Annotated in this window: 15 protein-coding genes; all 15 read left to right on the top strand. The window is 39.7% G+C overall.

Annotation, left to right across the window (positions count from 1 at the left end; translation table 11 throughout):
* Positions 1-10: 10 nt before the first annotated feature.
* The 15 genes from minD to T543_RS06630 all read left to right on the top strand — a co-directional run bounded on the left by minD (position 11) and on the right by T543_RS06630 (position 13,824).
* Positions 11-802: a septum site-determining protein MinD gene (minD, locus tag T543_RS06700; RefSeq protein WP_035767084.1), complete on the top strand. Its 792-nt coding sequence runs from the start codon at positions 11-13 to the stop codon at positions 800-802.
* A gap of 11 nt (positions 803-813) precedes the next feature.
* Complete coding sequence (gene minE, locus T543_RS06695) at positions 814-1,098, top strand: cell division topological specificity factor MinE (RefSeq protein ID WP_035767082.1); 285 nt, start codon at positions 814-816, stop codon at positions 1,096-1,098.
* A gap of 178 nt (positions 1,099-1,276) precedes the next feature.
* A complete protein-coding gene (locus T543_RS06690) occupies positions 1,277-1,732 on the top strand; it encodes a MarR family winged helix-turn-helix transcriptional regulator (protein WP_035767080.1) in 456 nt (151 codons plus the stop codon).
* Positions 1,733-1,863: 131 nt separating this feature from the next.
* On the top strand, positions 1,864-3,804 hold the full coding sequence (locus T543_RS06685) for an NADH-quinone oxidoreductase subunit 5 family protein (RefSeq protein ID WP_035767079.1): 1,941 nt from the start codon (positions 1,864-1,866) through the stop codon (positions 3,802-3,804).
* Positions 3,804-4,670 carry a respiratory chain complex I subunit 1 family protein gene (locus T543_RS06680; protein WP_035767077.1) on the top strand — a complete coding sequence of 289 codons (867 nt, stop codon included), beginning with the start codon at positions 3,804-3,806 and terminating at the stop codon, positions 4,668-4,670. The genes T543_RS06685 and T543_RS06680 overlap by 1 nt, the downstream gene beginning before the upstream one ends.
* Positions 4,671-4,681: 11 nt before the next feature.
* A complete protein-coding gene (locus tag T543_RS16460) occupies positions 4,682-5,326 on the top strand; it encodes an NADH-quinone oxidoreductase subunit B family protein (RefSeq protein WP_051638601.1) in 645 nt (214 codons plus the stop codon).
* On the top strand, positions 5,326-5,658 hold the full coding sequence (locus tag T543_RS06670; protein WP_035767075.1) for an NADH-quinone oxidoreductase subunit C: 333 nt from the start codon (positions 5,326-5,328) through the stop codon (positions 5,656-5,658). The genes T543_RS16460 and T543_RS06670 overlap by 1 nt, the downstream gene beginning before the upstream one ends.
* Positions 5,659-5,725: 67 nt before the next feature.
* Positions 5,726-6,808, top strand: a complete 1,083-nt coding sequence (locus T543_RS06665; protein ID WP_035767074.1) for a hydrogenase large subunit — start codon at positions 5,726-5,728, stop codon at positions 6,806-6,808.
* Positions 6,809-6,833: 25 nt separating this feature from the next.
* A complete protein-coding gene (locus tag T543_RS06660; protein WP_035767073.1) occupies positions 6,834-7,343 on the top strand; it encodes a 4Fe-4S dicluster domain-containing protein in 510 nt (169 codons plus the stop codon).
* 3 nt (positions 7,344-7,346) lie between these two features.
* Entirely contained in the window at positions 7,347-9,752 is a 2,406-nt protein-coding gene (hypF, locus tag T543_RS06655) for a carbamoyltransferase HypF (protein ID WP_035767072.1), read from the top strand.
* 1 nt (position 9,753) lies between these two features.
* A complete protein-coding gene (locus tag T543_RS06650) occupies positions 9,754-9,972 on the top strand; it encodes a HypC/HybG/HupF family hydrogenase formation chaperone (protein WP_035767071.1) in 219 nt (72 codons plus the stop codon).
* A gap of 3 nt (positions 9,973-9,975) precedes the next feature.
* Positions 9,976-11,022: a hydrogenase formation protein HypD gene (gene hypD, locus T543_RS06645; RefSeq protein ID WP_035767068.1), complete on the top strand. Its 1,047-nt coding sequence runs from the start codon at positions 9,976-9,978 to the stop codon at positions 11,020-11,022.
* Positions 11,019-12,014, top strand: a complete 996-nt coding sequence (gene hypE / locus T543_RS06640; RefSeq protein ID WP_035767065.1) for a hydrogenase expression/formation protein HypE — start codon at positions 11,019-11,021, stop codon at positions 12,012-12,014. The genes hypD and hypE overlap by 4 nt, the downstream gene beginning before the upstream one ends.
* Before the next feature lie 68 nt (positions 12,015-12,082).
* On the top strand, positions 12,083-12,907 hold the full coding sequence (locus T543_RS06635) for an adaptor protein MecA (protein ID WP_035767062.1): 825 nt from the start codon (positions 12,083-12,085) through the stop codon (positions 12,905-12,907).
* 197 nt (positions 12,908-13,104) lie between these two features.
* The gene (locus T543_RS06630; protein ID WP_035767060.1) at positions 13,105-13,824 is read left to right on the top strand and encodes a pseudouridine synthase; all 720 of its coding nucleotides are present in this window, start codon (positions 13,105-13,107) and stop codon (positions 13,822-13,824) included.
* The last annotated feature ends 3 nt before the right edge of the window (positions 13,825-13,827 follow it).

The raw sequence follows: 13,827 nt of genomic DNA, 5'->3' as shown, positions 1-13,827 counted from the left end.
GAGGATATAAATGGGAGAAGTAATAGTTGTTACTTCCGGTAAAGGCGGTGTTGGTAAGACTACAACAACTGCTAATATTGGTACCGGACTTGCTAAATTGAATAAAAAGGTAGTACTTATTGACACAGATATAGGTCTTCGTAACCTTGATGTGGTAATGGGACTTGAAAATCGTATAGTTTACAATCTTGTTGATGTTGTTGAAGGTAGCTGCAAGATCAAGCAGGCTATGATCCGCGATAAGCGATATGATACACTTTTCCTTTTGCCTGCAGCTCAGACCAAGGATAAGACAAGCGTAACTCCTGATCAGATGAAAAAGCTTGCTGAAGAGCTCAAGCAGGAATATGACTATGTTATCATGGATTGCCCCGCAGGTATCGAGCAGGGCTTCAAGAATGCCATTGCAGGAGCTGAAAGAGCAATTGTAGTTACTACACCTGAGGTATCAGCTGTTCGTGATGCTGATAGGATCATCGGACTCCTTGAAGCAAATGAGATAGGTAAAACACAGCTTGTTGTAAACAGACTGCGTCCTGATATGGTTAAGCGCGGCGATATGATGAGCGCAGAGGACGTTATTGATATCCTTGCAGTTGAGCTTCTTGGTGTTGTTCCGGATGATGAAAATATAGTTGTTGCTACAAACAACGGCGAACCGCTTGCGGGTGACAGTTCACTTGCCGGTCAGGCATATATGAACATTTGTCGTAGAATTATGGGTGAATCAGTTCCCTTCCTCAACCTTGATGATAAGAAGGGTATCTTTGCAACTCTTGCAAGCGTTTTTCGTAAATCATAAGGAGGCGCCCGATGAAGCTTACAGATATTTTCAAGAAAAAAACTTCAAGTGAAATGGCAAAAGACAGACTTAAACTGGTTCTTGTTTCTGACCGTTCAAGCTGTTCGCCTGAAATCATGGAGAGAATAAAAAATGATATTCTTGAAGTACTCTCTAAATATGTTGAAGTTGATCAGACCGGACTTGATATCAAGTTCACTCAGATGGATACTGAAGGAGCTGATAAGGATAACAAGAGCGTACCTGCATTATATGCAAATATTCCTATTAAAAATATGAGACATACAGCTAAATAAGATATTTTTAAGCCAAAGATGAAATATTTTTTCGTCTTTGGCTTATTTTTATAAATAGATTATTTATGCTTATACTATGGTTTGTAATATCAGCATTGAACTTTTTGAGCATCCGTTGTATGATGTAAAAGCAAAACTAATTTGTGTGCAATTAAAATGTAAAAAGAGGAAATTATCTATGGAAAAAAACGAAGCTGAAAATAATGGTACATATGACGTATTAAAACTGCAGAATCAATTATGCTTTCCGTTATATGCATGCTCCAAGGAAATCATAAGAGCATATAAGCCGTTTTTGGATGAGATTGATCTTACTTACACGCAGTACATAACTATGATGGTACTGTGGGAAAAGAAAGAGATGAATGTCAAAACTCTCGGAGAAAATCTGTTTTTGGATTCGGGAACTCTTACTCCTGTGCTAAAAAAGCTTGAAACAAAGGGACTTCTTAAGAGAAACAGATCCAAGGATGATGAGAGAAATCTTTTGGTTACGATTACTCCTGAGGGAGAGCAGTTGAAGGAGCAGGCAAAAGATATTCCCGCTAAGATTGGCAATTGCGTAAAACTTAATAAAGAAGATGCAAAAGAATTATACAGATTGCTTTATATGGTTATTGATAATATCAGATAAATAGCCATAGAAAAATAATAGAATATTTTGATTTTTTATAACAAATTTTTTATCTATTCCTTATAGTTTTGTGATAGTATAGTAAAGGCGAAAATTCGTTAAAATTTTATCCTGAAAGGGGTGGAGATTCCTTGACTTTATTAAACCTTAAAGCAGCAGTGACATTTTTGATACTGTTCCCGTTTGTTATGGCGGTTATCATGTATCTGATAAGGAATGCATCATTGCTACGCAATCTTGTAGCTGTAGTAGGAGGCTTTTCTATTATGGCCACAGCTATTATGGTCGGTGTAAAGGTGCTTGGTCTTAAGGGCACAACGCATAATACATTCTTTACAGAAACCGTTTTGGCTGATCACGTTATCATGGGCGGCGAAGTTCTGCTTATGTGTATCGTAATATTCCTTAGTATTAAATACAAAAAATACTATGCGATTCTTCTTTCTGCCTTGGGAACAATTCCTGTTCTCTGGATGGATCTGTCAGGCAGAGCAGTAGAGGGTGCAGCTCATGTAAGAGTTGATTATCTTTCTGCTGTAATGATTCTTATTGTTGGTATTGTTGGTATCCTGATCTGCATTTATGCTTGCGGATATATGAAGGATTATCATAATCACCACACAGAAGTAGGTGACAGATCAAATTATTTTCTTGCACTTTTGTTTGTATTCATAGGTGCGATGTTCGGACTCATAGTTTCTGATAATCTTGGTTGGATCTATTTCTTCTGGGAAATTACCAGCGTATGTTCATTCCTTCTTATCGGCTATACAAGAACAGAGGAAGCAGTTAATAACAGCTTTAGAGCATTGTGGATGAACCTTCTTGGTGGATGCGGATTTGCATTCGGTCTTATGTATTGCAATATCCACTTTGAAATCGGCACACTCAGCAAACTTACTACAATCATACCGAGAAAAGATATGCTTGTTATGATTCCTGTTACATTGTTTGCTTTCGCAGCACTTACAAAGAGTGCTCAGTTCCCGTTCTCAAGATGGCTCCTTGGTGCCATGGTTGCGCCTACTCCCAGTAGTGCACTTCTTCACTCGGCAACAATGGTTAAGATCGGTGTTTATATGCTGATCAGACTTTCACCCATGCTCTACGGAACATTTACAGGCGTTATGATCACTGTAATTGGTGGATTTACTTTCTTTGCAGCATCACTTCTTGCAATTACCGTAAGCGATGGAAAGAAAGTACTTGCTTATTCCACAATTTCAAATCTTGGTCTTATCACAGCCTGCGCAGGAACAGGTACCACAGAGGGTGTATGGGCAGCTACTATGCTCATTCTTTTCCATGCTGTATCCAAGTCACTTCTGTTCCAGACTGTTGGTGATATCGAGAACTGCATGCACAGCCGTGATATAGAAGATATGCACGGACTTATTATCAAACTTCCAAGACTTGCATTTATCATGATAATCGGTATCTGTGGAATGTTTATGGCTCCCTTTGGTATGCTTGTATCCAAGTGGGCAGCTCTTAAGTCATTTGTTGATTCCAATTCAGTATGGCTTGTTCTTTTCCTTGTATTTGGTTCAGGTTCTACTTTATTCTACTGGGCAAAATGGCTCGGAAAGATCTGTACCGTTATACATCAGTCATACGAACTTGAGGATATTACACCTAAGAGTGAGATGATCTCACTTGTTCCGTTAACATGCATGATCATTATCATGTGCTTTGCATTCCCGTGGATGTCAAACACAATGATCCAGCCTATACTTAATGAGGCTTTCCATAAGAACATTCCCAATGTTATCGGTGGATCAGATGTAGTTATCATGATGATCATGGTTGGCATGATATTCGCTATTCCGATTGGCAGTAGATTCCTTGCTATCGGTAAGAAGAATAAGATGACTATGTCTTATGTTGCCGGTGTTAATGCCGGTGATGACCGTCACTTTATTGATTCATTTGGCAAAGAGAGAGCTCTGTATATGTCAAACTGGTATATGACAGAGTATTTTGGAGAGGATAAACTCCTTATGCCCAGTATTGCAATTTCTGCCGTTATCGTGGTTGTAATGCTAATTATCGTTATCGGAGGTGCTATCTGATGGCTATGGTAGTTCTGAAAGTCGCTTTATATATTTTACTTGCTCCCGTTTTGGGAGGGCTTATGGAAGGTTTGGACAGAGTTGTTTCTGCAAGAATGCAGGGCAGACAGGGTCCTCCGCTTCTTCAGCCTTTTTATGATGTTTATAAGCTCCTTGCTAAGCAGACAACTGTTGTTAACAGTATTCAGATTCTGTTTGTGATCGCTTATCTTATATTTACTATTTTTACAGGTTCACTGTTCTTTGGCGGTGGCGATATGCTTCTTGTATTTTTTGCTCTGTCAATGTCAGAAGTTATGATGGTTCTTGCAGCTTATTCTACAAACGGACCTTACAGTGCACTCGGTGCAAACCGTGAACTTCTGCAGATGATGTGTTATGAACCCATGATCCTTCTTGTTGCGATCGGTTTTTATGAGGCAAACGGAAGCTTTATGGTAAGTGAACTTGCTGCAGCCCAGAATCCTGCTGTATTCAAGATTCCCGGTATGCTTATTGGATTTATTTTCATCCTTACTATTAAGTTTAGAAAATCTCCTTTTGATATGAGTACATCACACCATGCACACCAGGAGATGGTTAAAGGTCTTACATCTGATATTTCAGGTAGTAACCTCGCTTTCTATGAAATTGCAGAATGGTATGACCAGGTTCTTATGATGGGCATAGTTGCTATGTTCTTCATTAGCAAAAATCCTGTAAGTATTGTAGTTGCAATTGTTATGTGTGTGATCTTCTATTTGATGGAGACACTGATAGACAATGTATTCCCGCGTGTTAAGTATATTACAATGCTTATCTCAAGCTGGGTTGTAATACTTGTCACAGCAGGAACAAACCTGCTTATATTAAGTGTATTAAACTAAAAGGAGAAACTATGAAGATATCAAAATCACCTTGGGTGTTACATTATGATGGTTCAAGTTGCAATGGTTGCGATATTGAAGTACTTGCAACAATGACTCCTCTATATGATGTAGAGAGATTTGGAATTATAAATACAGGAAATCCCAAGCACGCTGACATACTTCTTTTGACAGGCGGTATCAATGCTCAGACAGCACCAGTTGTCAGACAGCTTTACAATCAGATGCCTGATCCGAAGGTTGTTATTGCTTGTGGAATCTGCTCTTGTGATGGCGGAATTTTCAAGGAATGCTACAACATTCTCGGAGGATCTGACAAGGTAGTTCCTGTTGATGTATATGTACCCGGATGTGCAGTTCGTCCGGAAGCTTTGATCGATGGTGTTGTTAAGGCTCTTGCTATACTTGAAGAGAAGAGAGTTAAAGTTAAGGAGTCTATGAAGCAGGGTTACTGTACAGTTGATTACAGTAAGATCGCTGTTCGTATGAAAGCAGAGGATTACGATCCTGCTACACAGTATGATGAAGTTCTTACAGAAGAAGCTCTTCGCGAGCAGGCAGAAGCAAAGATCGCTCAGACAGCAAAGCCGGCTCCCAAGCCAGCTCCTAAGCCGGTAGCACCGGCTGCAGCACCTAAAGAAGGAGGGAACGCCTGATGAATGCAGAATTTAAGATTGTAAAGGCTGAAGAGATCATCGACGAAGCCCAGAAGCTTTTATACGATGGATTTCATCTTATGCAGCAGTGCGCTACCAGAACAGAAGGCGGATATGAACTTGTGTATACATTTGGCAAAGCGCTCGATGTTACACAGCTTAAGATAGTTCTTGCGGAAGACCAGTCAATTAACAGTATAAGCAGTGTTTTCCCGTGTGCATTCTTATATGAAAATGAAATGCATGACTTATTCGGTGTAGATATAAAGATGATCAGCCTTGATTATAAGGGCACATTCTACAGAACAGCTATTGAGACACCGTTTAAGTAAGAGCTGATTGCGAGCTTAGACTTTCAATATCTTTTTTGACAATTAACTAAAAGAAAGAGGAGATTATATGTCAACGAGAAGTGTAATTCCTTTTGGTCCTCAGCATCCGGTTCTTCCCGAGCCCATTCATCTTGATCTGGTTCTCGAGGATGAGAAGGTTGTTCAGGCAATACCATCAATAGGATTTATTCACCGTGGATTGGAAAAACTTGTAGATAAAAAGGATTTCCAGGAAATGGTATATGTAGCAGAGCGTATCTGCGGTATCTGTTCAATGGGACATGGTCTTGGATACTGTGATGCTGTAGAGCACATCATGGATGTTGAGATTCCCGACAGAGCAAAATATCTTAGAACTATTCTTTCAGAGCTTAGCAGAGTTCATTCACATATGCTTTGGCTTGGACTTCTTGCAGATGCATTTGGATTTGAGTCACTTTATATGGAGTGCTGGAGAATCCGTGAAGAAGTTCTTGATATGTTTGAAATAGCAACAGGTGGCCGTGTTATCTTTTCAGTAATGAAAATCGGCGGTTTGAGAAGAGATCTTCCTGATGATATGCTTAAAGATTTCAGAGGAAGACTTGATAAGATAGAGGAGCAGCTTAATGAAGTAAGCAAGCCTTTCTTTAATGATGTTGCTGTAAAGAATCGTCTTGTAGGTGTTGGTATTCTTACACCTGAGAAGGCAGATCTTCTTGGAACAGCAGGCCCTTTCCTTCGTGCAAGCGGCATTGCAAGAGATATCAGATCTACTAAGGGCTATTGTGCTTATGATCAGATTGAGTTTGAACCTATAATCAGCACACAGTGCGATTCTTATGCAAGAACAGAAGTAAGAATCAAGGAAATTTACCAGGCTATCGATATTATTCGTCAGTGTATCGATAAGATTCCTCAAGGCGCTGTTGAGACTCCTATCAAGGGATTCCCTAACGGTGAATGGATGACAAGAATCGAGCAGCCCAGAGGAGAAGCCCTCTACTATGTTAAGGCAAACGGTACTAAGTTTATCGATCGTATGAGAGTAAGAACTCCCACATTTGCAAATATACCGGCACTTGTAGAAGTTATGGCAGGATGCGAGCTTGCGGATGTTCCGATTTTGGTACTTACAATTGATCCTTGTATCAGTTGTACTGAGAGATAATTAAGTGGAAAGAAGGTAGGAAGATTTGAGTCTGATTAATTTTAATAAAACAGTAATTAAGAATCTGTTCTCAAAGCCTGCAACTAGAAAGTATCCCTTCGAGCCTAAGGAATATCCTGAGCGTACTCGTGGGCATGTCGTTAACGACATGGATGTATGTGTACTTTGCGGTTTATGTTCCATCAAGTGCCCTACACATGCCATAACAGTTGATAAGGCTGAAAAGACATGGTCTATTAGACCTATGAGCTGTATTCAGTGCAGATGCTGCGTTGATAACTGCCCGAAGAAATGTCTTTCAATGGATACTCACTTTACTGAGCCCGGATCTGAAAAGATCACTAAGACATTCCATCAGTCAGAGAAAGCTATAGCTGCACAGGAAGCTCTTATGAAGGCAGCAAAAGAGCGTGCAGCAGCGGCAGCCGCAGCTAAGGCAGCTGCAGCAGCTAACGCACAGCCTGCAGCAAATGCACAGCCCGCAGCACCTGCCGGCGGAGCACAGCCTGCAGCCACTGAGAAGAAGGATAACTAATTTATGAAAGCACTTATCCGCGTCACCGGGGCTGTGCAGGGAATAGGGTACAGACCTTTTGTGGCGAAGCTTGCAACTGAATATAAGCTTGAGGGTGATGTTAAAAATCTAGGCGGAATTGTTGAAATAATTGTTGTTGGTGAGAGCTGGTCAATAAATGAGTTTTGCGAAAGACTAAAAAATGACTGTCCTCCCGGTGGGATTATTTTGGATGTTTTGCTAAAAGAACTTGGTGACAATGTAGAGCCGGATGGTCTTTATGACCGTTCCGGCTCTTTTGACGGTAAGTTTGTAATTACTAAAAGCAGTGACGACAAAGAGATTTGCGACCTTCCTGTTTTTCCTCCAGATATTGCTATCTGTGACAAGTGCAGAAGTGAGCTTGTTGATACATCTGACAGGCGCTATAACTATCCGCTTATCAGCTGTACTTCATGTGGCCCCAGATACAGTATTTTGAAGAACCTTCCTTATGATAGAGAAAATATCACAATGGACATTTTTAAAATGTGCCCGGCGTGTTCATCTGAATATAAAGATGGGAGACGCAGACATGCGCAGACAATTTCATGCCATGACTGTGGTCCGCAGGTTTTATTTATTAAGGGAGATAAAAAAGTTTCAGGTAATAAAGCGGTGGTGGAAGCGGCAGATGATCTAAGTCATGGAAAGATAATCGCTGTAAAAGGAATCGGAGGCTATCAGCTTGCGGTTTCACCTTATGATGATGAAGCTGTAAAAAGGTTAAGGGAGATAAAAGGAAGAGAAGGAAAACCTTTTGCGGTAATGTTTAAAGATATTGCCGAAATCAGGAAATTATGCGTAGTTTCAGATACAGAAGAGCAGTATCTGTTATCATCTGCAAAACCGATAGTCCTTCTTGATAAAATAAAAAAGGATATAAACCTTGGCGGAATATCCAGGCAGATTGGAGCTTTTTTGCCGTCAACCGGACTTCATGTTTTGCTCCTTGAAAGTCAATCTGCACTCATAGTTACAAGTGCAAATATTTCAGGGGATCCAATGATAGTATCAGACTCTGAATTTAATGACAGGTTCAAAGATAAAGTCGACGGCATTCTTATATATAACAGAGAGATAATACGCCCTCTTGATGATTCGGTTATACAAATTGTTAAGGGCGATGAGGGAAAAGAAATACCCCGTTTTATAAGAAGAGCAAGGGGTTATGTTCCACTTCCTCTTTTTATACAAAACAGATTAAGCGATGATACTATTTATTTTTCATTTGGAGCAGACCTTAAGAATACTTTTTCAATAGGTTATAAAGACAAAATAATAATGAGTCAGTTCTTCGGTGATCTTGACAGTCTTAGAACTACTAAGCTTCAAAAGAAAGAACTTGAGAATGCGATTCGCATTTTTAAGACAAAGGAAGTCGCTCAAAAAAATGAAACAACTAAAACAGAGATAATATGTGACCTACATCCCGGATATGTATCTACAAATCTTGCAGATGAGTTTTATAGACATAATGATAACTTTGCAGGCAAAAATGTTTTCAGGGTTCAGCATCACCATGCTCATATTGGTTCTGTCATGGCTGAAAATAATCTGAAAGAGTGTATAGGCGTAGCATTTGATGGAACAGGATATGGACCTGATAATACTATCTGGGGAAGTGAATTTTTGATATGCAGATATGATGAGTATGAGCGCGAGTCAGGTTTTATGCCTATAACAATGGTAGGACAGGATAATCTTGTTAAGGATGCAGCAATGCAGGCGGCATGCTTTCTTATAGAAGCAGGAATGAATGTACCTGAAGAAATAATGTCTTCCGACAAGGTAACACTTCTAAAAGCTGCTATTACGAATAATATCGGAACTCATAAAAATTCCGGAATGGGAAGAATCTTTGATGCTGTTTCTTGTTTGCTTCATTTGAACTCCTATAATGATTATGAAGGAAAATGTGCAGTTATGCTGCAAAATGCCGCAGAAGAATATGCAGATTTGTGTTTTTCCTTAGAAAAACGAGAATCGTACCTGTCTATATCCTCGCAAAACACAGAAGTTTTGCTTGATTATGGCTATATATCCTATGAGGGTCGCAGAGTTGTAGATACGACAACAATCATAAAAAGTGTAGTTGAGCACCTAAATAAGGACGGAGCACAAAAAACTGCATACTTATTTCATGCTACTATTTCGCAGATTGTATGCGAAACATGTATTGATATAAGAAAAAAGAGCGGCCTTAATGCAGTTGCTCTATCAGGAGGCGTTTTTACAAACAGACTGCTTTTTAACATGTGTCTGTCGCTTCTTTGTAAAAATGATTTTATGGTATACTATAATAGTGCTTATCCGACAAATGATGGTGGTATAAGCCTTGGACAGATATATTTGCGAGGGCTGAGCGCTCTTAAGGAAAAGGAAGGTTAATATGTGCGTAGCGTTACCCGGAAGAGTTACTTCCATAAACGGAACAAAGGCTATTGTGGACTTCTCCGGTAATACGGTTGAAGCCGAAGCGGGCCTGGTAAAAATAAAGGTAGGAGACAGAGTTCTTGTTCATGCAGGATGTATAATCCAGACCATGAGCGATGATGAGGCAGATGAACTTGAGAGCCTTTTTTCCGAGATTGAGGATATTCAGATTTAAATTATGACCAAATTAGATGAGATAAAAGATAAACTAAAAAACTATGACAAAGAACCTCTACGATTCATGGAGGTTTGTGGTACACATACAGCAGCTATATCGGAGAACGGAATTCCCAGTATGTTATCTCCAAAGATACATTTGATCTCTGGTCCCGGATGTCCTGTGTGCGTTACTGTGACAGCAGTAATAGATAAGCTTACTGAACTTTGCCTAACAGAAAATACTACTGTTCTTACATTTGGAGATCTCATAAGAGTTAAGGGATCGAAGATGAGTCTTGCAGACGCAAGGGCAGAAGGTGGAAGTGTTCAGATGCTCTATTCTCCAATGGATGCAGTAAAGATGGCGATTGCAAACAAGACGAAACAGTACGTTTTTGCAGCAATCGGTTTTGAGACAACTACACCTGTTTATGCAATGGTGATGGAGGAAATAATAAAAAATGATGTCAAGAATTTAAGACTTCTTACTTCGTTAAAGACAATGCCACAGGTTATAAGATGGGTATGCAAGAATACAGGCAATATCGATGGATTTATAGCTCCCGGACATGTTGCGGTAATTACAGGCTCTGATGAATACAGAAACCTTTCTAAAGAAACGGGGCTTCCTTTTGCGGTGTCAGGCTTTGAAGGAGCACAGCTTCTTTTTGCTATCTATGCGCTAGTTGGAATGAAGGGACAAAGCGGAATAAGAAACCTTTACAGAGGGGCTGTGACAAATGAAGGTAACCTTCAGGCGAAGGCAATGGTAAATAAATACTTTGAAGTATGCGATGCTTCCTGGAGAGGAATGGGAATGATAGAGGGCTCAGGAATGCGCCTTAAAGAAGAGTTCAGGAAGTACGATGCAGGCAGCACAGATCTTGATAGTGATGTAATGCCCGCCGGCTGTAGCTGTGCGAGAGTTTTGACAGGAGAAATTTCTCCTGATGAGTGCCCTCTTTTTGGTAAGGGATGCACTCCTGAAAATGCTCATGGCGCATGCATGGTTTCTACTGAGGGAAGTTGCTATAACTATTATATTTCAGGAAGAAGAAAAAGATGAAAATTACAATGGCTCACGGAAGCGGTGGTGCTTCCACTTCAGAACTAATCGATAATATATTTGCAAAGCACTTTAAAAATGAGTTTTTGGATAAGATGGAAGACTCTGCAGTAGTTCCGGGAAACGGTAAACTTGCTATGACAACAGATAGCTTTGTAGTTACTCCCGTGTTTTTTCCCGGCGGAGATATAGGCAGACTGTCTGTATGCGGAACGGTTAATGACCTTCTTATGAGCGGAGCAGAGCCCAAATATCTTACATGCGGATGCATAATTGAAGAAGGCATGGACATAGATGAACTTGATAAGATAATCGAATCCATGGCACAAACAGCTAAAGAAGCCGGAGTTGTCATAGTCACTGGTGATACTAAGGTCGTCGAAAAACACGGTGATTTTGGCGGAATAATGATAAATACATCAGGTGTTGGATTTGTTCCTGAGGATATTTCATTATCACCTAAGGGGATAACAGAAAACGACGTTATCATAGTATCAGGTAACCTTGGTGATCATCATGCAGCAATCCTTTCAGGAAGGATGAATATAAAAAACAACATAGAATCAGACAATGCACCTCTTGTGGAAATAGTAAACAATCTGATGGCTGAGAAAATAAAGATAAAGGCTATGAGAGATGTAACAAGAGGAGGCCTTGGAACTGTTTTATCAGAATTTTCCAAAGCATCCGGAACACAGATGAATATCTACAAGGAAAAATTGCCTGTAAGCGCAGAAGTCAGAGATTTTTGTAAAATGCTTGGTCTTGATCCAATTTACATGGGCAATGAAGGAAAAATGATCGTTGTTGTAGATGGCAGCGATGCAGATAAAGCTCTTTTAGCTATACGCAGGTCAAAATACGGTGAAAATGCAGCAATCATTGGAGATGTTGAAAAAACAGACGATCCAAAGGTTGTAATGCATACTGAAATCGGCGGAGAACGCGTTATAGGGCCTTTATTCGGAGAAGGTCTACCAAGAATTTGCTAATGTGGTATAATGGTGAAGATGCGTAATTTCTGAGTGTGTTTTTTTACTTAGATAAGAGGTTATTTTTTATGAAGTTTACAAGAGTTAATAAGGATACAGTGAATTGCATAATCACCGAAGATGATATGGATGAGCAGGGAATCAAGCTTGAGGATCTGTTTGATAAGAGCAAAGAGGCTATGGATTTTTTGCATGAGGTAATGGAGAGGGCAGCCCAGGAGGTTGATTATAAGCCATCAGGTGCATACACTCCCATGCAGATAACCGTTCTTCCTGACCATTCGATTTCCCTTACTCTTTCTGAAAATACAGATGAAGCTTTTGCTGAGATGTTAAAAAATCTCACAGATAAGGCAGGACTTCGTTTCCCGAAGAATTTTCTGGAAGAGCTTGGTGATGTTCCCGAATCCGACAGGATTCCAAAGCTTTCGGAGTATCTCCAGAATCTTAAGGATTTTACCAATTCTGTAAGAGATATGGTTGAAAAGAATAAAGACAAAGTTTCCGATTCTATAGACAGTCCTGTAAAGAGCAAGGACAGCGGTAGAAAAACCAAAATTAAAAATGACGCAGATAACAATGAACTTGATAGACTTGGCTTTGATGCGTTTGTTTTTGCCTTTGACAATATGCGCACAGTTATTGAACTGAGCAGACAGATACCCAAAAAATCAACCATTGGAACGTCATTATACAAGAATAACGCTGATGGCAAATATTATATGGTATTTAGCAGGAATGATGAGAAGGCTAAGAAATTTGCTGCAATATTCTCTATATGTTATGAATTTGGAAAATACATAACATCAAAAGAAAATATGATTTATTTCATGGATGAGAATTTTGATACTATAATAAAAGATGATGCAGCAGGCAGACTTAGAAAATTGTAATTGTCTAAAAACGGCTTCTATAGCGGAGGCCGTTTTTTATATCATAGCTTCCTATGATATAAAAACGCTCCGCTATGGATGCGCACTCGCGCGAAAGGAATATGTTGCATTCTGCAACCGCGCTCGGCGCGAGAATGTCGCGAGCGACATTCTTTTTTATAAAAAAATTTGACGTAAGTTTGATCAAAAGGTAAAAGATGGATAATGAAGAAATAAGGCTAAATAAATACATAGCAATGTGCGGAATTGCCTCGCGCCGTGAAGCAGATAATTTAATTTCTGAAGGAAGGATCACGATAAATGGCAATCCAGCTAAAGCCGGTGATAAAGTATCCAAAGAAGACCTGGTGGAGTTTGATAACAAGACAATCAGTCCTGTAAAATCGTATGTCGTTATCGCATACAATAAGCCTGTAGGCGTTGTGTGTACAGAAAAAGATGCACACGCGGAAAGAACCATAATTGAAGATATTAATTATCATAGAAGGATAACTTATGCCGGAAGGCTTGATAAAGACTCAGAGGGACTGATGATACTTACCGATGACGGGGATCTGATCCAGGCGATGATGAAGGGAATCAATGCTCACGAAAAAGAATACGTAGTTACGGTAAATAAGAAATTTCCCGACAAGTTTTTGGATGCACTGGAAAAGGGAGTATATTTAGCCGACCTTGAAAAAACGACAAGACCTTGCAAGACAGAGAGAATTTCGGATGACTGCTTTAAGATCATACTGACACAGGGGCTTAACAGACAAATCAGGCGAATGTGCGAAGCATTTGGATATGAAGTGAAAACTCTAAAAAGGGTAAGGATAATGAATATTGAGCTGAAAGGGCTTGCTCATTCTGAGTATAGGGAAATAGAGGGAGACGAACTTGAAAAACTCTATTCCCTTGCCGGCTTAAGATGATAT

It is taken from the genome of Butyrivibrio sp. NC2002, assembly GCF_000702265.1.
In the GTDB taxonomy this organism is placed as follows: Bacteria; Bacillota; Clostridia; order Lachnospirales; family Lachnospiraceae; genus Butyrivibrio.
This window is presented reverse-complemented; position numbering and strand designations above follow the sequence as displayed.

Excerpts from the sequence above, each read along its gene's own strand:
- hypD (WP_035767068.1), top strand. The coding sequence starts at position 9,976 with ATGACCAAATTAGATGAGATAAAAGATAAACTAAAAAACTATGACAAA.
- hypE (WP_035767065.1), top strand. The coding sequence starts at position 11,019 with ATGAAAATTACAATGGCTCACGGAAGCGGTGGTGCTTCCACTTCAGAA.
- minE (WP_035767082.1), top strand. The coding sequence starts at position 814 with ATGAAGCTTACAGATATTTTCAAGAAAAAAACTTCAAGTGAAATGGCA.
- T543_RS06690 (WP_035767080.1), top strand. The coding sequence starts at position 1,277 with ATGGAAAAAAACGAAGCTGAAAATAATGGTACATATGACGTATTAAAA.
- minD (WP_035767084.1), top strand. The coding sequence starts at position 11 with ATGGGAGAAGTAATAGTTGTTACTTCCGGTAAAGGCGGTGTTGGTAAG.
- T543_RS06650 (WP_035767071.1), top strand. The coding sequence starts at position 9,754 with ATGTGCGTAGCGTTACCCGGAAGAGTTACTTCCATAAACGGAACAAAG.
- hypF (WP_035767072.1), top strand. The coding sequence starts at position 7,347 with ATGAAAGCACTTATCCGCGTCACCGGGGCTGTGCAGGGAATAGGGTAC.
- T543_RS06665 (WP_035767074.1), top strand. The coding sequence starts at position 5,726 with ATGTCAACGAGAAGTGTAATTCCTTTTGGTCCTCAGCATCCGGTTCTT.
- T543_RS06635 (WP_035767062.1), top strand. The coding sequence starts at position 12,083 with ATGAAGTTTACAAGAGTTAATAAGGATACAGTGAATTGCATAATCACC.
- T543_RS06680 (WP_035767077.1), top strand. The coding sequence starts at position 3,804 with ATGGCTATGGTAGTTCTGAAAGTCGCTTTATATATTTTACTTGCTCCC.
- T543_RS16460 (WP_051638601.1), top strand. The coding sequence starts at position 4,682 with ATGAAGATATCAAAATCACCTTGGGTGTTACATTATGATGGTTCAAGT.
- T543_RS06670 (WP_035767075.1), top strand. The coding sequence starts at position 5,326 with ATGAATGCAGAATTTAAGATTGTAAAGGCTGAAGAGATCATCGACGAA.
- T543_RS06630 (WP_035767060.1), top strand. The coding sequence starts at position 13,105 with ATGGATAATGAAGAAATAAGGCTAAATAAATACATAGCAATGTGCGGA.